Here is a 17,825-nt window from a genome sequence, read left to right as displayed (position 1 = left end):
CCGTCCGGGCTTACTCTGGACATGAGGTGATTCGCCGATGTTCGAGCCACCCGTGCCGCCGCCGCACCGCTACGTGCCCTGGAAGGATCCGGACGATCCGGACGCCGGGGAGGAGTGCCGGGTCTGCGGCGGCGAGGAGGACCCGCGGCGGCCCGGCCTGCACCGGGACGAGATCGCGCCCGAGCCGCCCGCGGATCCCGCCGCGCTGCCCCTGCACGAGCACCTCGTACAGGTGATCCGCGCGGAGCTGGCCGGCGCGCCGGTCCCGCTCCTGGACGCCCAGCTCGACCTCCTGGCCCGCCGCGTCGCCCTGGCCCTCCACCTGCGCGGCGCGATCAGGCCCCGCCGCTCCGACTGGCGCCCGCCCACGGGCCACGCGGCCTGAGACCGGTGTCCAGCGGGCGGGCGCGTGTCTCCCGTCAGCTCTCCAGCGACATGTACAGGCGGGTCCCCCGGGGGACGTAGCCGAGTCGTTCGTAGACACGGCGCGAGCCCTCGCCGCCGTACTCCAGCCACACCGTCTCCGCACCCCGGTCGAACATGGCCGCGGTGACGGCGGCGGTGACGGCGGCCGCGATGCCGCGGTTGCGCCAGGCGGGCCGGGTGCCCACGCCGGCCAGCTCGGCGGTGCCGACGGCGGGCGGCGAGCTGGAGGCCGCCCCCGCGCAGCCGCCGTCCGGTGCGCGGACGAAGCGCACCACCCCGCCGCTGTCCCGCAGCCGCCGCAGCCGGGCGGCGCCCGCCGGCGAGGGGGCGAACTCGCCGCCGAACGCCTCCGACAGCGCGGCGTCGATGGCCAGGTAGTCCTGCTCGTCCTCCGGCTCCACCACGGCCGGCCCGGCTCCCGGCCCGGGCACGGTCAGTCCGGACGGGGTGCAGACGAGGTAGTCGTGCGCCGCCTCCACGCCGAACCCGGCGGCACGCAGGGCGGGCGCCACGTCGGGCGCGGCGTCCGGCGCGAACTCCAGCCGAGGCTTGAGCCCGCGCTCCCGGAAGGCGGCCACCAGCGCCGCGACGTCCGCGGCGGTGGGCCGGGCGCCGGGCAGGGGGCTGGCGTAGTTGACGTGCGGGCTGTCGGTGCTGGGGTCGATGCCCACGACGAAGCCCGCGGTCTCGATGACGACGGGACGGCGGCGCAGGTTGGCCACAGCGAAACTCTGGACGTCGGTGCCCAAGGTGATGATGTCCTCACGTGAATGAATGCGTACGTCGGAAACCCCGGCAGGGGTGAACGTGGGGCCGCCGTGAGGAGACGGAAGTGGCACGAGGCGCCGTGGAGGCTGGCCTGTCAGTGCCGACGGCGGCCGCTGCGGGACGCCGAGACCATGGACTTCGATCCTTCGTTCTTCGGATGACCACGCGCCCGTCGCGCGCGGCCGACGCCTACTCTGGCACAGGGCCAGGGCGTGGGCAAATCACGGGGACGGGGCCGGTCAGCGGCCGCCGGTGAACGGGGCCTCACCCTCCTTCAGCGGACGGAAGCGCAGCGCCGACCACACCTCGTCCACCGCGACCTGGCCGTTGGGCCGCAGGCCGTACGCGCCGACGATGGGCCAGAGCGTGTCGCGGTTGACGTCGGAGGCGTTGCCCTTCGGGTAGGCCACCCACAGCACGCCGGGCTCGGCGAGGTGGTCGCGGTGGCGGTCGAGCAGGGCGCGGGCCGTGGCGGCGTCGGCGGCGAAGAGGACCGCGACGTCGGCCGCCTTCAGGTCCTCGGCGTGGCGGGCACCCTCGGGCAGCGGCTCCAGCAGGGGGCGGTGCGCGGCGTCGGAGACCCAGACGGCGGTCCGCGGCTTGACGAGCAGCTTGGCGGCGACGGTCCTGGGGGTGCCGGGCTCGGCGGTCATGGTCAGCTCCGGGTGTAGGTGAGGTTGAGGACGCCGGTGGTGAAGGTGGCCGATCGGGTGAGCGTGAGAGGGATCTGGCCGAGGCCGTCGCCGAACAGGCGCTGGCCCTGCCCGACGACGATGGGGTGCAGCAGCAGGTTGAGCTCGTCGAGCAGGCCGTCGCGCAGCAGGGCGGTGACCAGGGTGGGGCTGCCGGTGACGGAGATGGTGCCGCCGGGCCCTTCCTTGAGCCGGGCCAGCTCGGCGGTGACGTCGCCGCCGATGACGGAGGTGTTCTGCCAGGCGGGGTCGGTGAGAGTGGTGGAGACGACGTACTTCTGGACGGCGTTGAGCCGGGCGGCCATCGGGTCCTTCTCGGGGTCCTGGTGCGGCCAGTGGCCGGCGAACTCCTCGTAGGTGCGCCGGCCCAGCAGCAGGGCGTCCGACTCCTGCATCTGCCGGCCGACCTCCTGGCCCATCTCGTCGTTGAAGTACGGGAAGTGCCAGGTCTGGGGCGCCTCGACGACGCCGTCGAGCGAGATGAACAATCCTGCGACGATCTTCCTCATCGTGTGTCTCCTCGTCCGTTCGGGGATGCCCCCATCCTCTCGCCGAAAAATTTAATTGTCAAGACCATCACAATTGTCGGTCGCACGGTACGGAGATCTGGCCCAGCAGCGCCGGCCCCGGCCGACGGCAACGCGGGTATCGCAGAGCGGGACGAAGAGAGTTAAGGGCCGCTGATCTCCGGGCACCCCGCCGGTTCAACGATCTCCACACCGATCGGAGCCACGGTCCCGCCCTTGCTGTCGCCATAGGGGCCGAAGGTGGCCGGCGTGGGCGCTACGCCCGGCTCCGCCGAGGGCCCGGCCACAGACCGGAACGACTCCCGCACAACGAGGTACTCGGCGTCCGTGAGGGCATCCGTCCGGCAGTCAGGCGGGCCCGCGGCACTGCTCAGCGCGGGAAGAGCAGCAAGGCCCAGGATCGCCAAGGCCACCAGGCTTCGTCGGTTCATACGCTGCTCGCCATGGGCCCCAACCCTACAGAAACCACCCTCGCCGAGTCAGAGGCGCCGGAACCAGACGGCGAAAGACGCCCGGCAGGAGAGGTCCTGCCGGGCGTCTTTCTCACGGGTACGCGTCTCAGCGGCGGGCCGCTCGCTTCTCCTTGCGCCGCTCGGCCAGCCGCACGCCGACGAACACCAGCACCGCCGCCACCACGAGCCCGATCACGACGTTCGTGCCGACGCCGACGTAGGTCTCGACGAGGTGCCACTGCTCGCCGAGGAGGTAGCCGGCCATCACGAACAGGGTGTTCCAGATCAGGCTGCCGGCGGTGGTGAGCAGCAGGAACATGGGCAGCGGCATGCGCTCCACGCCCGCCGGGATCGAGATGAGGCTCCGGAAGATGGGGATCATCCGCCCGAAGAACACCGTCTTGCGGCCGTGGCGCTGGAAGAACGCCTCGGTCTTCTCGATGTCGGACGTCTTCACCAGCGGCAGCTTGGCGGCCAGGGCCAGCACGCGCTCGCGCCCGAGCAGGGCGCCCACCCAGTACAACGCCAGCGCGCCGACGACGGAGCCGAGGGTCGTGCACACCAGCACGTCCAGCAGGTCCATCTCGCCCCGGCTGGCCGTGAAGCCGGCCAGGGGCAGGATCACCTCGCTGGGCAGGGGCGGGAAGAGGTTCTCCAGAGCGATGGCGAGGCCCGCCCCCGGGGCCCCCAGCGCTTCCATCAGTCCAACGAGCCAGTCAGTCATGAGCCTTAGGCTAGGGAAGATCGGATATGCCTGAAATGAGGCAGGTGCCCGAGGTCACCTGGGGTAAACCTCACCCCTCCCGTACCGTACCGTGTACGGAGGGTTCGGCGTAGCGGGCGACCAGCTCGGCGCCGATCCTGGCCAGCTCGGCGCGGACCTCCTCCGGCTCCACCACCTCCACCTGGGCACCCCATCCGGCCAGGTGCTCGGCGATCGACAGGGCCATCGGCGCGGCCACCCGCACCCGGGCCCGGCCGTCCGCCGCCCTCCCGATCACCTCGCAGTGGCGGCCGAACTGGCCGCGCAGCACCGCCACGTACCGCTCGGCGATCAGCACCACCGCCGGCACCAGCGAGCGGCGGCGCTCGACCTCGCCGACCACCCGCTCCCACTCGGCCGCCAGGTCGAAGCCGTCCGGGCGCTCGGCGGGCAGGCCGGTGGTCCCGGCCTCGGCGATCCGGTCCACCCGGTACGTCCGCCGCCCCGCCCCGGTGTCCGCGACGAAGTACCACACGCCGTCCTTGTCCACCAGGCCGAGCGGGTCCACCAGCCGCTCGGCCGGCTCGCCGCCCTTGCGGGCGTACACCAGGCGCACCTTCCGCCTGGCCACGACCGCGTCCTGCAACGCCTGGACCATGGGCGGCGGCTCCCGGCCGCTCTCGCCCCAGCGCGCCGGGTCGGACAGCACGGCCCTGGCGGCGGCCTCGGCGTCGGCGCGGAAGGTGGCGGGCAGGGCGCGGACGAGCTTGCGCAGGGCGGAGGTGAGCTCCGGCGCGGCGGTGGTGGCCGGGCCGAGGAGCAGGAACAGCGCCCGCGCCTCGGCGGCGGTCAGCCCGGTCAGGTCGGTACGCGCCCCGCCCACCAGCGACCAGCCGCCCCCGCGCCCCGGCTGCGGATAGACCGGGACGCCGGCGGACGACAGCGCCTCCAGGTCGCGGCGGGCGGTGGCGACGGAGATCTCCAGCTCCCGGGCCAGCTCCGCGGCGGTCAGGCGGCCACGCCCCTGGAGCAGGAGGAGGGTGGCGACGAGCCGGTCAGCGCGCATGCGTCCCATGGTCGCAGCAAAAGTGCTCAGGAGATGAGCACTTCAGCCGGGATGATGGGGTCATGGAGATTTTCGAGGACGCCGCCGCCTGGCGGGCATGGCTGGAGCGGCACGGCGGCAGCGCGAGCGAGGTCTGGGTGGTGCTCGCCAAGAAGGGCACCCCCGGGCTGACGTACGTGGAGGCGGTGGAGGAGGCGCTGTGCCACGGCTGGATCGACGGGCTGACGCGCTCCCGCGACGCGGGCACGTACCTGCAGCGCTACACGCCGCGCCGGCCGCGCAGCGGGTGGTCGCGCTCCAACGTCGAGCGGGTGGCGCGGCTGACGCGGGAGGGCAGGATGCGCCCGGCCGGGCTCGCGGCCGTCGAGCGCGCCCGCGCCGACGGCCGCTGGCCCGGCTGAGCCGGGACGCCGCGCGCCCGGGCCCGCGCGAACAAGCGCCACCGGCGCCGCCCGGGTTCGCGTGGATGAGCGGCCACCGGCGCCGCCCGGGTTCGCGTGGATGATCTCCTGGTCCGTCAGGAGAGCACGTAGACGACGTGGCCGGCGGAGGCGGGGTCGTCCAGGAGGGAGAGCATGCAGTCGGCCGCGTCGGCGCGGGTGGTGCTGTGGCCGCCCCGCAGGTTGCGGTCCCTGGAGGTGCGGTAGCGGCCGGTCGGGCCCGCGTCGGTCAGCCTGCCGGGGCGGACGATCGTCCAGTCCAGGCCGGAGCGGCGCAGCAACTCCTCGGAGGCGGCCAGGTCGGCGTAGGAGTGGCGGAACAGCCGCTGCACGACGAGCGGCTTGACCACGTACCGGGTGAAGGGGTCGTCGCCCGCGTCGGCCACCATGCCGGCGGCGCCGACGGTCAGGACGCGGCGCACGCCGGCCCCCCGCATGGCCTCGGTGACGGCGGCGACGCCCCCGGAGTGGACGGTGGTGGGGCCGCGCTCGCGGCTGCCCAGGGCCACGAGCACGGCGTCGCGGCCCTTGACGCCCGGGGCGATCGCGGCGGGGTCCATCACGTCGGCCTCGACGACGTCGATCCGGCCGCGGAGGTCGCCGGGCAGCCGGGAGCCGTCGCGCACGACGGCGGTGATCTCGTGGCCCCGGCCGAGCCCTTGGCGGAGGAGTTCGCGCCCGATGCCGCCGGTGGCGCCGAAGACGGCCAGCCTCATGGGACGTCCCCTTTCCCTTCAGGGGTGAGTGAGCATTCACTACCGACTTTACCTCGCCTGTCCCTGAACCGGGAGCCGCCCCTGCCGTTGTCCGGGCAAGGGGGCCCTCGGACAACACGGGAGGACATCGTGCGTAGTTACGCCACGGAGTTCATCGGGACCTTCTTCCTGGTCCTCACGGTCGGCGCCACGGTCCTGGCCAAGGCGCCACTCGCCCCGGTCGCCATCGGGGCGATCCTCATGGTCATGGTCTACGCGGGCGGGCACGTCTCGGGCGCGCACTACAACCCGGCCGTCACGCTGGCGGTGCTGCTGCGCGGCCGGATCAGGCCGGTGGACGCCGCCGCCTACTGGGCCGCGCAGGTCGCCGGCGCCCTGGCCGCCGCGGTCACCGCCACCTGGCTGGTCGCGCCCGCGAGCGTGACCGTCCTGGCGCCGTCCGGGCGGCAGCTCTGGGTCGCGCTGCTGGCGGAGGCGCTGTTCACATTCGCGCTGGCGTACGTGGTGCTCAACGCGGCCACCAGCAGGGACCACCCCGGCAACAGCTTCTACGGGCTGGCCATCGGGTTCACGGTGGCGGCGGGGGCGTTCGCGGTGGGCGGGATCTCGGGGGGCGCCTTCAACCCCGCGGTGGCGCTCGGCGCGGCCACGATGGGGCTGTTCGCCTGGTCGAAGATCTGGGTGTGGCTGCTGGCCGACCTGGCGGGCGGCGCGCTCGCCGGCATGGCCTTCCTCGCGCTCAACCCGGGCGACCGCGCTCCCGGGCGCGCCCCGGAGCGGGCCCCCGATCTCGCCCCGGCCGGACCCGGCGCCCAGGCCGCGGCCGGCTGACCGGGCGGCACGGCCATGCCCACCGCGCGCGAGCTGGTCGAGCGCTCGGGCCTGGACGCGGACGTCCTGGTCGCCGGGCTGTCCGCGGCCGCCGGGGCCGAGCTGGGCGCTCTGTACCGGTACACGGTGCTGACCTCCGGGCCCCTCGCCTACGCCGGCGAGGGGTTGCGGGAGGTGCTGCGCGACATCTGCGACGAGGTCCGCCGCCACTTCGAGTGCCTGGTCCGCCGGGTATGCGAGCTGGAGGGCACGTTCCCGGCCGGAGCGGGGCGCTTCCTGGGGGACGCGGACCCGGCCTGACGCCGCCCGCGCTCAGGGGAGGTTGAGCTGCCAGGAGACGCCGAAGCGGTCGTTCACCCAGCCGAACTTGGTGCTGAACCCGTGCGAGCCCAGCGCCATCAGCGGCGTGCGGTCCTCCAGGAGCGCCGCGTACAGCCGGTCGATCTCCTCCTCCGACGCGCAGTCGACGTACAGGGAGATCGACGGGGTGAAGGTGAAGCCGTGCCGCACCGGGCTGTCGATGCACATGTACTCCTGGCCCGCCAGCGTGAAGACCGCGTGCTTGACCTTCCCCTCGGGCCCGGGCTCGCCCGGCTCGAAGCGGGCGAGGCTCACCACCTTGGCGTCCTCGAAAAGGGACTGGTAGAAGGTCATGGCCTCCTCGGCGTCGCCGTTCTGGAACATGAGGAACGTGGTGATCTTCTGGCTCATGCGCGGGTCTCCTCGTCGGGGGCGTAGAAGGCGGTGACGGTGGCGGCCTGGGCGGCGGCCCGCTCCGGCGGGACGCCGGCGGCCTCGGAGGCCCGGCCCCACGCCTGGGCGGCGGCCGCGATGACCCGGCGGCCCTCGTCGGTGAGGTGGAAGGTCTGCTCGTTCACCTTCTCGCCGCCGGCCAGGTGCAGGGCCAGGCCGAGCACGGCGAGGTCCCAGCCCACGCCGACGGCGCCGGGGCCGTAGCCGTCCCACATCTCCGGCGGCACCTCGGCGGTGTGGCGCAGCTCGAACAGGGTGGCCTCGCCCTCGGGCGTCAGCTCGACCTCGACCTCCGACAGGCCGGGGGCGTCGCCCATCACCCAGCTCACCTTCAGCCGGCGCGGCGGCTCGCACTCCAGGATCTCGCCGCCGGCGTTGCCCTCCAGCTGGAACCTGCCGCCGAGCTTGAGCTCGCCGCTGACCGGCAGGAACCAGCGTTTGATGCGGTCGGGGTCGGTGCAGGCGTCCCACACGTCCTCGATGCCGGCGTCGTAGCGCCGGCTCAGGGTGACGACCTTGCGTTCTCCGTCGACGAGCTCACGGTGTGCCCGGGTGACGTGGTCAATCATGTCCATCGGGGGTGTCCTTCTCCTCTGTTGTCGGACGGCGTTCGCGCCTGCCGCGGGCCAGCTCCGTGGCCAGAGCGTCGAGGCGCTGGTCCCAGAAGCGGCGGAAGCGTTCCAGCCACATGTCGACCTCCCGCAGCGGGCCGGGCTCGACGGCGTAGAGCCGCCTGGTCCCCTCGGCCCGCACGCTGGCGAACCCGTTGTCGCGCAGCACCCGCAGGTGTTGCGAGACGGCCGGCTGGGAGATCCCGAACTCCTGCTGGATGACGGCGGTGACCTCGCCGGAGCTCCGCTCACCGCCGGCGAGGAGCTCCAGGATCCGGCGTCGGACCGGATCACCGAGGACGTCGAATGCGTGCACGCCCGGAGTATTTCAGGGTGCGCTTATATAAGTCAAACCTGGGATAGCGGTCAGTCGTCCAGCCCGCGGGCGCTCAGTGCCTCGCCGAGGGCGTCGGCGTGCCGCAGGGCGCCGACCACCAGCGGCACCGCGAAGGCCCGCAGGCTGCGCTCGACCCCGCGGGCCCGCTGGGCGTCCCTGACCCGGCCGGCCAGCGTGGTCAGCACCGGGACCGTCCGGATCGTCAGGGACAGCAGCAACGACAGCCGGAACGGGTCCAGCCCGGCCAGCCGCGCGGGGGCCATCAGCCGCTCCAGCGCGGCCATCATCTCCGAGGTACGCGTGGTGATCGTGACCAGCCCCGCCAGCGCCACCGCGAGCACCACGCGCAGCGTCACGACGGCCGCCCCCTCCAGGCCGACGAGGAGCCACTGCAGGGCGAACAGCGCCGCCGCGAACCAGCGCACCGGCCGCACCTGCGCCCAGGCCGCGGCCGGGCCGACCCGCGCCAGCGCGTACAGGGCCGCCGTGCCGGCCGCCGCGCCGCCCAGCGCGAGCGGCGAGCCCAGCAGCACCAGGGCGGTGCAGGCGGCGGCCAGCCCGGCCAGCTTGGCGCCGGCGGGCAGCCGGTGCAGCGGCGAGGAGCGGGGGACGTAGGCGCCGGTCAGGCCGGTCGCGCCGGTCATTCCCCTCATGCCCGTCACGCCATGAGCTTGCGGTAGCGGGCCAGGGACTCCTCCGGCGGCCCGTCGGCCACCACACGGCCCTCGTCGAGCACCAGCACCCGGTCGAAGCCGGCCAGCAGCGGCAGGTCGTGGGTGACGACCACCACCTGCTGCGGCATCTCGCGCAGCAGCTCGGCGACCTGGCGCGAGTGGCGCAGGTCGAGCAGCGTGGTGGGCTCGTCCATGACCAGGACCTGCGGCTCCAGCACCATCACGGAGCACAGCGCGAGGAGCTGCTTCTGCCCGCCCGACAGGTGGTGGGCCGGGTGGTCGGCGTGCCCGGACAGGCCGTAGCGGGCGAGCACCTCGGCGACGCGCCGCTCGACCTCGGCGCGGGGCAGGCGGTGGCGGCGCAGCGAGAAGGCGACGTCCTCGGCCACGGTGGGCATGACGATCTGCGCGTCGGGATCGGTGAACAGGAACCCGACGCCGCGCCTGATCCTGGCGGCGTGCCGGCGGGTGTCCATGCCGAGCACGGTGACGGTGCCGGAGGTGGGCAGCGCCAGGCCGTTGATCAGGCGGGCGAGCGTGCTCTTGCCCGAGCCGTTGGCCCCGACCACGCCGACGCGCCGCTCCGCCAGCGTGGCGGTGACGCCGCGCAGCACGTCCCGCTCGCCGAGGCGGACGTGCACGTCCGCGAACTCGATCATCTCCCCCACCTCACACGACCTCGAACAGGGCGGCCACTCCCAGGCCGCCGCCCACGGCCGCCGCGGCCAGGCCGAGCGTGCCCGGCGGCGCGCCGCCGCGCACCAGCCGGGTGAACAGCCTGGTCACCACGACCGCGCCGGTCGCGCCCCACGGATGGCCGAGCGTCAGCGCGCCGCCGTCGGGGCAGACCCGATCGGCGTCGGCGCCCAGCGGGTCGAGCCCGAGCGCGTCGGTGACGGCCAGCACCTGGGCGGCGAACGCCTCCACGACCTCCACCGCGGCCACCCGCTCCAGGCCGACCCCGGCGCGGGACAGCACCCGCCGCACGGCCGGCACCGGCCCCCAGCCGGGCAGCGCCGGATCGCAGCCCACGACGGCCCCGGCCACCAGCCGCAGCCCCGGCAGGCCCGCGCGCAGCCGCTCGGGCAGCACGGCCACGGCCGCGGCGCCGTCGCTGACCGGGGAGGAGTTACCGGCTGTCACTGTACCGCCCGGGGCGAACGCGGCCGGCAGCCGGGCCAGCGTCGCCGGGCGCAGCGGGCGCGGCCGCTGGTCGTCGTAACGGCCGCCGAGCGGGACGACCTCCTGGGCGAAGGCGCCCCGGGCGCGGGCGGCCAGGGCCGCGGCGTGGCTGCGGGCGGCGTAGGCGTCCTGGCGCTCCCGGGTGATCCCAGCCGCCGCGGCCAGCGCTTCGGCGGCCGGGCCCATGTCGGGGTCGGGGTGGCCGGCCGGCGCGAACGGCGCCCGCGCGTAGGGCTCGGCCTCCCCCCGCCTGGTACGCAGCGGCGCGGTCGAGGCGCTCTCGGCCCCGCCCGCGATTACCAGCTCCGCCTCCCCCGCCCGGACGGCCTGGGCGGCCACCAGGATCGCGGCCAGGCCGCTGCCGCACTGCCGGTCCACGGTCAGGCCGGGCACCTCGTGGCCCAGTCCGGCGGCCAGCGCCGCGACCCTGGCCACGTTGCCGCCGGGGCCCGTGCAGTTGCCGAGGACCACGTCGTCCACGGGGCGGCCGCCGATGTGGGAGGCCAGGTCGCCGGCCACGGCGGCGAGGACGGGGGCGGCCAGCGCGTCCACGGTCAGGTCCTTGTAGGCGTGCCCGGCGGTGCCGATGGGCGTGCGGCGCGCGGCCACGACGACGGGCGCGCCGGGATCGGCCACGCCGGGGCCAGGAGCGGCCGGACCCCCGGCGGGCGGGCCGGGGCGGGTCACGTCAGCCGCCGGATGCCGGGGTCGCCGTCGGCGAGCCGGGCCGCGACCAGGGCGCGGGCGGGCTTGCCCGCGCCGGTGCGCGGCAGGCTGGGCATCGCGTACCAGCGGCGGGGCCGCTGCGCCACGTCCAGGCCGCTCCTGGCGACCGACTCCAGCAGCGCCCGCGGCGGCGGCGACCCCCCGTGGCCCTCGACGACCGCGGTCACCACCGCGCCCAGGGACGGGTGGGGCGAGCCGATCACCACGATGTCGCTCACGCCGGGCACCTTCCGCAGCACCTCCTCGACGTCCTCGGGCACGATGGTCGCCCCGCCGGTCTGGATCGCGCCGCCGCCGCGCCCGCGCAGCCGCAGCGGCTCCCCCGCCCGGTACGGGTGCGCCACGTCGCCCACGGTCATCCAGCCGTCGCCGTCGCGGCGCAGCGGCCCGGCCACCCCGCCCAGGTAGCCCTCGGCCAGCCAGGGCGAGCGGGCCCACACCTCGCCCAGCCCGCCGGGGCCGGGCCGTACCTCGATCTCGACCTCCGGGAAGGGCCGCAGCCCGCTCCCGTCCGCGTCCGCGGCGACGAACGACAGCTCGGTCGCCCCGTAGTAGGCCACGACGCGCACCCCGGCCCGCGCGGCGGCCGCCCGCGTCCCGGGGTCGAGCGCGGCCCCGCCGGTCACGGCGGTGCGCAGCGCTCCCGGCCGGGCCAGGACGGCGGGCAGCAGGTGCGGCACCAGGTGCACGACCGTGGCCCGCTCCAGGTGCGCGGCCAGCGCGGCGGCGGAGGGCCTGCGGCCGGGCACCACGGCGGTCGCGCCGGTGGCCAGGGCGTGCACGGCGGCGAAGGAGTACAGGGAGGACGACAGCGGCCCCGGGACGAGCACCACGTCGCCGGCGCCGATGCCCGCCAGGGCGGCCAGGTGCGGGAACGACCCCGTCCAGGAGGCCCGGGTGCGGACGACGGCGCGCGGGCGGCCGGTGCTGCCCGAGCTGAAGCAGGCCCACGCCAGGTCGCCGGGCGTGGGGTCGTGCTCGACGGCGGGTCCGGGGGCGTCCGGCAGTGGCGCGTCGGCCAGCAGGTCCACCCGCGCCGCGCCGGCCGTGCGCGCCCACCTGCGCCGGTCCCAGGCGGGGTCGCCGACCAGCGGGGTGGCGCCGGCCAGGTCGGCGGCCAGCACGGCGACCAGCAGCGCGACCGGGTCGGCGAGCCCGATCGCGACGAGCGAGCCGGGGCGCACGCCCCGGCCGGCCAGGTGCCGCGCGGCGCCCTGGACCCGGCCGGCGAGCCCGCCGTAGGTGAGCTCGCCGAGCGGCCCGCACAGCGCCACGGCCTCGGGACGGACGCGGGCGTGCCGCAGGACGTGTCCGGCAACGGGCATGGAGGTGTTCACGCCCTCCGCAGCCGCTCGCGGTGCACGGCCGGCACCGCGTCGGGATAGGCCCGCTGGACACCTCTGGCCACGGCGGAGGCCAGCACCGCCTTGATCAGGTCGCCGGGCAGGAAGGCCGCGCTGAGCAGCGCGGCCGTGGGCAGCGAGACGCCGGTGACCAGGGCCTGCACGGGAATGCCGAACAGGTAGATCACGCCGACGCCGCCGATCAGGCAGGCCGCGACGAGCCGGAGCAGGCTCGGGCTGCGGCCGGCCCGGTCGACGAGCCAGCCGGTCACGGCCGCGCCGGGCAGCCATCCGATCAGGAACCCGGCCGAGGGCCCGATGAAGACGCCGAGCCCGCCGCGCCCGCCCGCCAGCAGCGGCAGGCCGGCCGCGACCAGCACCAGCAGCACGGCGACGGCGAGCGCGGCCCGCCACGAGCCGAGGATCACGCCGGCCAGCATCACGCCGAGGGTCTGGAGCGTGATCGGGACCAGGTTGCCGAAGACGTTGACCGAGCCCGGCAGCCCCAGCACCGCGATCAGCGCGGCGAACACCGCCACCCTGGCCAGGTCTCCGGTGGGGAACCTTCGTCGCTTGCCTGCATTCGTCATGGAGTCGATCTCACACCAGAACGGCGCGCTTCAGGCATGGAGGGTTCCCACAACTTTCCGGTCGATCATCTGCGGCCCGCAGATACCTCCCGGCAGCCGGCCGCCTCGAACTCCTTGTCGATCGCGGACTCCCTGCTCTCCACCTCGTCCTTGGGGATGGCCTTGTTCGGGAGGGTGAAGCTCAGCCGCCGGGACGTGCCGGAGAGCGAGGACGTCATGGTCATGGTGATGGTGTCGGGGATGATGCTCCTGGCGTCCGGGTAGTGCAGGCGCACCCGGTAGGCGCTGACGGAGCCGTGGCTTTCGAGGCAGGCGCGGGCGCTGTCCTCGATGCGCTTCATCAGGCCCTGGTTGATCTGCCGGCCGTTCATCGGGACGAGGTTGTAGCGCTGCCCGACGCCGCCGAAGGAGGCGGCGATGAGGTGGCCGCCGTTCCAGTCGCCGGAGCCGGCCCAGTTGCCGACGGTGCCCTCGCACCCGGTGCGGGCCCCCCGGGTGGAGCGCAGGGCCTTGGACAGGGCGTCCGCGGGCCGGCCCTGCGGGTCGGTGGCGAAGGTGTCGCCGCCGGCGCGGTAGATGTGCTCGGGCTGGAGGTAGCGCATGCAGGGAACGTCGTCGACGGTCCTGGGGCCCTGGTCGGCGTCCCGGTCGGTGGTGGTGGTGATGACCGCCGCCGACGCGGCGGCGAGCAGGAGCGTTCCGGCGGCTGCCGTGCGTTTCAGGGCAGAGGGGAACCTGTTCTCAGGCATGGTGGTGTCCTTCCGAGGGGGTGAAGGTTCGCCGGTCGGGCGTCGGCGCGACGAAGAGCGGATCGCTCCGTCGGCCGCCTCATCGGCTTTGTAGGACATTCATGCCCAAGTCAAGAGTCACATAACGTATCGCTATCGTTACTTTATGTAGTTTCCGCAGGTAGGGTCAGGTGGTGAGTTCCAGGGCGCGGGCCACCTCGGCGGTGGACGCCGAGGCTCCGACGGCGGCCCGGCCGTCGTGGAGAGCGGCGGCCTGGTCCTTGAGGCCGTTGCCGCTGAGCGTGACCACGACGCGCAGGCCGGGCTCCAGCAGGCCGCGCGCGTGCCGGTCGAGCAGCCCGGCCACGCCCGCCGCCGAGGCCGGCTCGGCGAAGACGCCGTCGCGGCGGGCCAGCTCCCGGTAGGCGGCGAAGATCTGCTCGTCGCTCACCGCGGCGATCAGGCCGCCCGAGTCGTCCCTGGCCGCGATCGCCCCGTCCCAGGTGGCCGGGTTGCCGATGCGGATGGCGCCCGCGTCGGTACGCGGATCGGCGACGGGCGCGCCGTGCACGAGCGGGGCCGCGCCCTCGGCCTGGAAGCCCCACATCCTGGGCAGCCGGGTGGTCAGGCCGGCGTCGCGGTAGGCGAGGTAGCCGCCCCAGGTGGCGGTGATGTTGCCGCCGTTGCCGACCGGCAGGCAGTGCACGTCGGGCGCGTCGCCGAGGGCGTCGGCGATCTCGTAGGCGACGGTGCGCTGCCCGGACAGGCGCAGCTCGTTGCCGACCGAGTTGACCAGCGCGACCGGGTGGTGGGCGGCCAGCTCGCGGGCGACGCGCAGGCAGTCGTCGAAGGTGCCGCTGATCTCGATGACGCGGGCGCCGTGGCGGACGGCCTGGCCGAGCTTGCCCGGGACGACGTGGCCCTTGGGGACGAGCACGGCGGAGGCGAGACCGGCGCGGGCGGCGTAGGCGGCGGCCGAGGCGCTGGTGTTGCCGGTGGAGGCGCAGATCACCGTCGTCGCGCCCTGGGCGGCCGCGCCGCTGATGGCCACCGTCATCCCGCGGTCCTTGAACGAGCCCGTCGGGTTGGCGCCCTCGACCTTGAGCCACACCTCGCAGCTGGTCAGCTCCGACAGGTGGTGCGAGCGCAGCAGCGGGGTGCCGCCCTCGTTGAGCGAGACGGCGGGGGTGCCCGGGGGGAGCGGCAGCCAGCGGCGGTACCGGCTCTCGATGAGTCCGTTCCATGAAGTCATGCCGGAACCGTAACACTTGTACCGTACTTATGGGTAAATGGAAGATGGTGTAACATTTGTCAGCATGGAGACGGATGCGGTGCAGAGCCGGCTCAGCGAGATCTACGCCGAGCTGCCGCCCGGGGAGCGCGCGATCGTGCGGGTGCTGCTCGACGACTATCCGTTCGCGGCGCTGGGCTCGCTGCGGGCGCTGGCCGAGCGGGCCGGGGTGAGCCCGCCGACGGCCTCGCGGCTGTTCGACCGGCTCGGTTACGGCGGGTTCGCCGATTTCCAGGCCGCGGTCAGGAGCGGGGCGCGGGAGCGGTCACGGCTGCTGGAGTTCGTCACGACCCGCCCGGACCAGGCGGGGGCGGGCGGCACGCCGGAGGTGCGGCGGGCCGCCGACGAGCTGCGGGCCGGGCTCGACGGGACGCTCGCCGCCGTCACCGGCCCGCAGTTGGAGGGGGCGGCGGCGCTGCTGGCCGGAGCGCGGACGGTGCGGGCGCTGGGCGGGCCGCTCAGCGAGCTGGCCGCCGAGTACCTGGTCCGCCAGCTCGCCGGCCTGCGGCCGGGCGTGTCCCGGGTGCCGGGGGACGTGCAGGCGCGCGCCCGCGTCGTCCTCGACCTGGGCCCGCAGGACGTGATCGCCGCCTACGACTTCCGCCGCTACTCCCCCGCCACCGCCCGCTTCGCGCGGGCCGCACGGGAGCGGGGCGCGCGGCTGGTCCTGATCACCGACGCGTGGGGGTCGCCGCTGGCCCCGGAGGCGGAGGTGCTGGTGCGCCTGCCGCGCGAGGCGGCGGGCCCGATCGCGCCGCTGGCCCACGAGATCGCGGTCACCGAGCTGCTGCTCGTGGCCGCGGCCGCCCGCCTGTCACCGGCCGCGCGGCTGGCCGATCTCGACGCGGTCGCCAGGACGCTCTGACGGGGTGCCGTCCAGGTGCTTGGAGAAGAAGCCGCAGGCGCTCGGCGTGCCGTCCGGGGAGGTGGCGTAGCCGGATTCCTCGTCCCGCCACACCGGCTGACCCCGGCGCGGCGGGCCGGACAGGGGATCAGCGGCGACGGATCTTGATCTCGCGCAGGTCGGTGGCCGCCAGGTTGAGGATCTCGTACGGCAGCCCGTACGCGTCCAGCGCCTCCAGGGCCCGCAGCGCCGCCTCCTCCTCGTCCTCGCCCGGCGTCTGGCAGCGGAAGGTGAACACCGACAGGCCCCGGTCGTGGGTGAACGTACCGGCCTCGGTGTAGGCGGCCCCGCTCACTGCCAGCACGGCCGCCCGGCCGGCCTCGTCCAGCCCCTTGAACTTGCCCCTGATCGTCACCCTGAACACGGCCCCTCCTCCCGCACGGCATAGGTGAGCATCCGCTCCCCCAGCAGCCCTTCCACGACGTCCAGCAGCTCCAGCACGGCCTCCGCGATCGCGTCGGGAGGCTCTCCTGCCGCCGTGCGCCGCCCGATCTCGGACAGCACCAGCGCGTGCAGCGAGCCGAGCTGCCAGGCCACGGCCCTCGGCAGCGGATCGCCGGGGGCCGCGCCGGTCTCCTCGGCCAGCAGCTCGGCCAGGGCCTCGGTCATCTGGGACGCCAGCGCCTCCAGCCGGGCGGTGAGCGTGGGGGCCGCGCGCATCATCTCCAGCACGCGCCCGAACCCGGCGCTCAGCCCGACCCGCCGCTCGCGGACGCGCACCTCCTCGCGCAGCCGCGCCAGCACCGCCCCCGCCGCCGAGCACCCCGGCGGACGCTGCCGCACGATGTCGGCCAGCCGTTGCGGCGAGGCCTCCTCGGGCGGCAGGACCAGGTCCTCCTTGGCCTCGAAGTAGTTGTAGACGGTGTTGACCGACACCTCCGCGGCCGCCGCGACCTCGGCGATCGTGACGGCGTCGAAGCCGCGCTCCACGAACAGGCCGACGGCGGCCTCGGAGATGCGCCGCCGGGTCTGCCGCTTCTTGTGCTCCCGTAGCCCTTCCGACATTTCTGCAGTCTACTGCAAAATTTCAGTGCATTGCAGTTTTTTGTCGAGTCGTCAGCCGTTGAGCAGCGGGACGAGCTGCTCCTCCTCGTAGTCGAGGTGCGCCTCCAGCTCCCTGGTCAGCCGCCCCACCTCGGCCGCCAGCGCCTCCGCGGCGACGTCCTCGGCGGCGAGCAGCGCCCGCAGCTCCTCCAGGAGCCGCGCCATCACCGCGTGCTCGGCCCGCAGCCGCTCCAGCGCCGGGCCCAGCTCCGGATGGCGGCCTTCGAGGGCGGGAAACATGAAGCCGTCCTCGCGCGAGTGGTGGACGTGCAGCCCCTGGCACAGGGTGAGGCAGTTGACCTTGAGCTGGGCGATCACCCGGGGGCCCGAGGCGGCGACCTCGGCGCGGATGATGGCCAGCTCGCGGCGGAAGGCGTCGTGCAGCCGCTTGAGCGCGTCCCCCATTGGGCCGGCGGGCGGCCCGGGGTCGGCGGCGACGAGCGCGACCACCGGCAGGACGCGGCCGGAGGTGGTCTCGTACTCGGCCCAGCCGGGGCTCTGCTCGACGGCGCGGGCGAACAGCCGGTCACGCTCCTCGCCGGTCAGCACGACCGCCTTGGCCTGGTACGTGAACGTGCCGTCCTCGACCGTGACCCGCGGGTCGGCGCGCAGGTTGTGGTACCAGGCCGGGTGCCGGGGCGAGCCGCCGGCGGAGGCGATGACCAGGACGCGGTCACCGTCGGGCAGGCAGCCGACCGGGACGGTGTGGGGGGCGCCGGTGCGGGCGCCGGTGGTGGTCAGCAGGAGCAGCCTGGCCCCCTCGAAGGGGCCGCCGACCCGGCCGCCGTTGGCGCGGAACTCGTCGATGATCTGCTGGTTGAAGTTCATGGGCATGCGTGTTCTCACTCCGTACGCGGATGTTCGCTGAAGGTGTCGGCGACATGGGAGAACCCGCGCGGCATGCCGGAGGAAAAGAGAGGACGGGCCGACTACACCGTCCGCGACATGGGGCGACGCGCGGGGGGTCGGCGGTCAGGCACGACCGGTCGTGTAGATGGTCACGGCGTCAGCCCCCTTGAGT

General features: G+C 74.7%; 24 protein-coding genes. 5 read left to right on the top strand and 19 right to left on the bottom strand.

Annotated features, from left to right (window positions below; genetic code table 11):
- Window positions 1–37: 37 nt before the first annotated feature.
- A complete protein-coding gene (locus AB0H75_RS22045; RefSeq protein WP_367798880.1) occupies window positions 38–385 on the top strand; it encodes a hypothetical protein in 348 nt (115 codons plus the stop codon).
- 34 nt (window positions 386–419) lie between these two features.
- Here AB0H75_RS22045 and AB0H75_RS22040 read toward each other — a convergent pair whose 3' ends face one another.
- The 5 genes from AB0H75_RS22040 to AB0H75_RS22020 all read right to left on the bottom strand — a co-directional run bounded on the left by AB0H75_RS22040 (window position 420) and on the right by AB0H75_RS22020 (window position 4,634).
- A complete protein-coding gene (locus AB0H75_RS22040) occupies window positions 420–1,148 on the bottom strand; it encodes a GNAT family N-acetyltransferase (protein WP_367798878.1) in 729 nt (242 codons plus the stop codon).
- Window positions 1,149–1,433: 285 nt separating this feature from the next.
- On the bottom strand, window positions 1,434–1,847 hold the full coding sequence (locus AB0H75_RS22035; protein WP_367798876.1) for a hypothetical protein: 414 nt from the start codon (window positions 1,845–1,847) through the stop codon (window positions 1,434–1,436).
- A 2-nt stretch (window positions 1,848–1,849) separates the two neighbouring features.
- Window positions 1,850–2,395: a dihydrofolate reductase family protein gene (locus AB0H75_RS22030; protein WP_367798875.1), complete on the bottom strand. Its 546-nt coding sequence runs from the start codon at window positions 2,393–2,395 to the stop codon at window positions 1,850–1,852.
- A 576-nt stretch (window positions 2,396–2,971) separates the two neighbouring features.
- Window positions 2,972–3,589 (bottom strand): DedA family protein, encoded by a 618-nt coding sequence (locus AB0H75_RS22025; protein WP_367798873.1) that lies wholly within the window; start codon window positions 3,587–3,589, stop codon window positions 2,972–2,974.
- Between the two features lie 70 nt (window positions 3,590–3,659).
- Complete coding sequence (locus tag AB0H75_RS22020) at window positions 3,660–4,634, bottom strand: helix-turn-helix transcriptional regulator (RefSeq protein ID WP_367798871.1); 975 nt, start codon at window positions 4,632–4,634, stop codon at window positions 3,660–3,662.
- 62 nt (window positions 4,635–4,696) lie between these two features.
- On the opposite strand from AB0H75_RS22020, the gene AB0H75_RS22015 reads away from it, so the two are divergent.
- Window positions 4,697–5,035: a YdeI family protein gene (locus AB0H75_RS22015; RefSeq protein ID WP_367798869.1), complete on the top strand. Its 339-nt coding sequence runs from the start codon at window positions 4,697–4,699 to the stop codon at window positions 5,033–5,035.
- Window positions 5,036–5,151: 116 nt separating this feature from the next.
- On the opposite strand, the gene AB0H75_RS22010 is transcribed toward AB0H75_RS22015, so the two are convergent.
- Entirely contained in the window at window positions 5,152–5,790 is a 639-nt protein-coding gene (locus AB0H75_RS22010; RefSeq protein ID WP_367798867.1) for an NAD(P)-dependent oxidoreductase, read from the bottom strand.
- A 129-nt stretch (window positions 5,791–5,919) separates the two neighbouring features.
- Between AB0H75_RS22010 and AB0H75_RS22005 the strand changes: the two genes are divergently transcribed.
- Both AB0H75_RS22005 and AB0H75_RS22000 read left to right on the top strand, forming a co-directional pair.
- The gene (locus AB0H75_RS22005; protein ID WP_367798865.1) at window positions 5,920–6,621 is read left to right on the top strand and encodes an MIP/aquaporin family protein; all 702 of its coding nucleotides are present in this window, start codon (window positions 5,920–5,922) and stop codon (window positions 6,619–6,621) included.
- A gap of 15 nt (window positions 6,622–6,636) precedes the next feature.
- Entirely contained in the window at window positions 6,637–6,921 is a 285-nt protein-coding gene (locus AB0H75_RS22000) for a hypothetical protein (protein ID WP_367798863.1), read from the top strand.
- A 12-nt stretch (window positions 6,922–6,933) separates the two neighbouring features.
- Here AB0H75_RS22000 and AB0H75_RS21995 read toward each other — a convergent pair whose 3' ends face one another.
- From AB0H75_RS21995 to thrC, 10 genes are all read right to left on the bottom strand, one after another.
- Window positions 6,934–7,332, bottom strand: a complete 399-nt coding sequence (locus AB0H75_RS21995; RefSeq protein WP_367798861.1) for a VOC family protein — start codon at window positions 7,330–7,332, stop codon at window positions 6,934–6,936.
- The gene (locus AB0H75_RS21990) at window positions 7,329–7,949 is read right to left on the bottom strand and encodes an SRPBCC family protein (RefSeq protein ID WP_367798859.1); all 621 of its coding nucleotides are present in this window, start codon (window positions 7,947–7,949) and stop codon (window positions 7,329–7,331) included. Before AB0H75_RS21990 ends, AB0H75_RS21995 begins: the two co-directional genes overlap by 4 nt.
- The gene (locus AB0H75_RS21985; RefSeq protein WP_367798857.1) at window positions 7,936–8,301 is read right to left on the bottom strand and encodes an ArsR/SmtB family transcription factor; all 366 of its coding nucleotides are present in this window, start codon (window positions 8,299–8,301) and stop codon (window positions 7,936–7,938) included. Before AB0H75_RS21985 ends, AB0H75_RS21990 begins: the two co-directional genes overlap by 14 nt.
- Before the next feature lie 50 nt (window positions 8,302–8,351).
- Window positions 8,352–8,975 (bottom strand): energy-coupling factor transporter transmembrane protein EcfT, encoded by a 624-nt coding sequence (locus AB0H75_RS21980; RefSeq protein ID WP_367798855.1) that lies wholly within the window; start codon window positions 8,973–8,975, stop codon window positions 8,352–8,354.
- 5 nt (window positions 8,976–8,980) lie between these two features.
- Window positions 8,981–9,655 (bottom strand): energy-coupling factor ABC transporter ATP-binding protein, encoded by a 675-nt coding sequence (locus tag AB0H75_RS21975; RefSeq protein ID WP_367798853.1) that lies wholly within the window; start codon window positions 9,653–9,655, stop codon window positions 8,981–8,983.
- A 10-nt stretch (window positions 9,656–9,665) separates the two neighbouring features.
- Complete coding sequence (locus AB0H75_RS21970) at window positions 9,666–10,865, bottom strand: thiolase family protein (RefSeq protein ID WP_367798851.1); 1,200 nt, start codon at window positions 10,863–10,865, stop codon at window positions 9,666–9,668.
- On the bottom strand, window positions 10,862–12,229 hold the full coding sequence (locus tag AB0H75_RS21965; RefSeq protein ID WP_367798849.1) for a class I adenylate-forming enzyme family protein: 1,368 nt from the start codon (window positions 12,227–12,229) through the stop codon (window positions 10,862–10,864). Before AB0H75_RS21965 ends, AB0H75_RS21970 begins: the two co-directional genes overlap by 4 nt.
- Before the next feature lie 8 nt (window positions 12,230–12,237).
- Window positions 12,238–12,837, bottom strand: coding sequence for a biotin transporter BioY (locus AB0H75_RS21960; RefSeq protein WP_367798847.1), 600 nt, complete (start codon window positions 12,835–12,837; stop codon window positions 12,238–12,240).
- A gap of 65 nt (window positions 12,838–12,902) precedes the next feature.
- Complete coding sequence (locus tag AB0H75_RS21955; RefSeq protein ID WP_367798845.1) at window positions 12,903–13,586, bottom strand: DNA/RNA non-specific endonuclease; 684 nt, start codon at window positions 13,584–13,586, stop codon at window positions 12,903–12,905.
- A 166-nt stretch (window positions 13,587–13,752) separates the two neighbouring features.
- Window positions 13,753–14,817 (bottom strand): threonine synthase, encoded by a 1,065-nt coding sequence (gene thrC / locus AB0H75_RS21950; protein WP_367798843.1) that lies wholly within the window; start codon window positions 14,815–14,817, stop codon window positions 13,753–13,755.
- A 64-nt stretch (window positions 14,818–14,881) separates the two neighbouring features.
- Between thrC and AB0H75_RS21945 the strand changes: the two genes are divergently transcribed.
- On the top strand, window positions 14,882–15,721 hold the full coding sequence (locus AB0H75_RS21945; RefSeq protein ID WP_367798841.1) for a MurR/RpiR family transcriptional regulator: 840 nt from the start codon (window positions 14,882–14,884) through the stop codon (window positions 15,719–15,721).
- A gap of 127 nt (window positions 15,722–15,848) precedes the next feature.
- Here AB0H75_RS21945 and AB0H75_RS21940 read toward each other — a convergent pair whose 3' ends face one another.
- Genes AB0H75_RS21940 through AB0H75_RS21930 form a run of 3 tightly spaced genes read right to left on the bottom strand, consistent with a single transcriptional unit; the run spans window position 15,849 to window position 17,638 of the window.
- Window positions 15,849–16,124, bottom strand: coding sequence for a DUF6204 family protein (locus AB0H75_RS21940; RefSeq protein ID WP_367798839.1), 276 nt, complete (start codon window positions 16,122–16,124; stop codon window positions 15,849–15,851).
- Entirely contained in the window at window positions 16,112–16,765 is a 654-nt protein-coding gene (locus tag AB0H75_RS21935; protein WP_367798837.1) for a TetR/AcrR family transcriptional regulator, read from the bottom strand. Before AB0H75_RS21935 ends, AB0H75_RS21940 begins: the two co-directional genes overlap by 13 nt.
- Window positions 16,766–16,816: 51 nt before the next feature.
- Entirely contained in the window at window positions 16,817–17,638 is an 822-nt protein-coding gene (locus tag AB0H75_RS21930; RefSeq protein WP_367798835.1) for a nitroreductase/quinone reductase family protein, read from the bottom strand.
- Window positions 17,639–17,825 lie beyond the last annotated feature (187 nt).

Origin of the sequence: Nonomuraea sp. NPDC050783 (assembly GCF_040802095.1) — a bacterium.
Taxonomy (GTDB): domain Bacteria; phylum Actinomycetota; class Actinomycetes; order Streptosporangiales; family Streptosporangiaceae; genus Nonomuraea.
The sequence above is the reverse complement of the archived record's forward strand: the minus strand, read 5'-3'. Positions and strand labels throughout refer to the sequence as shown.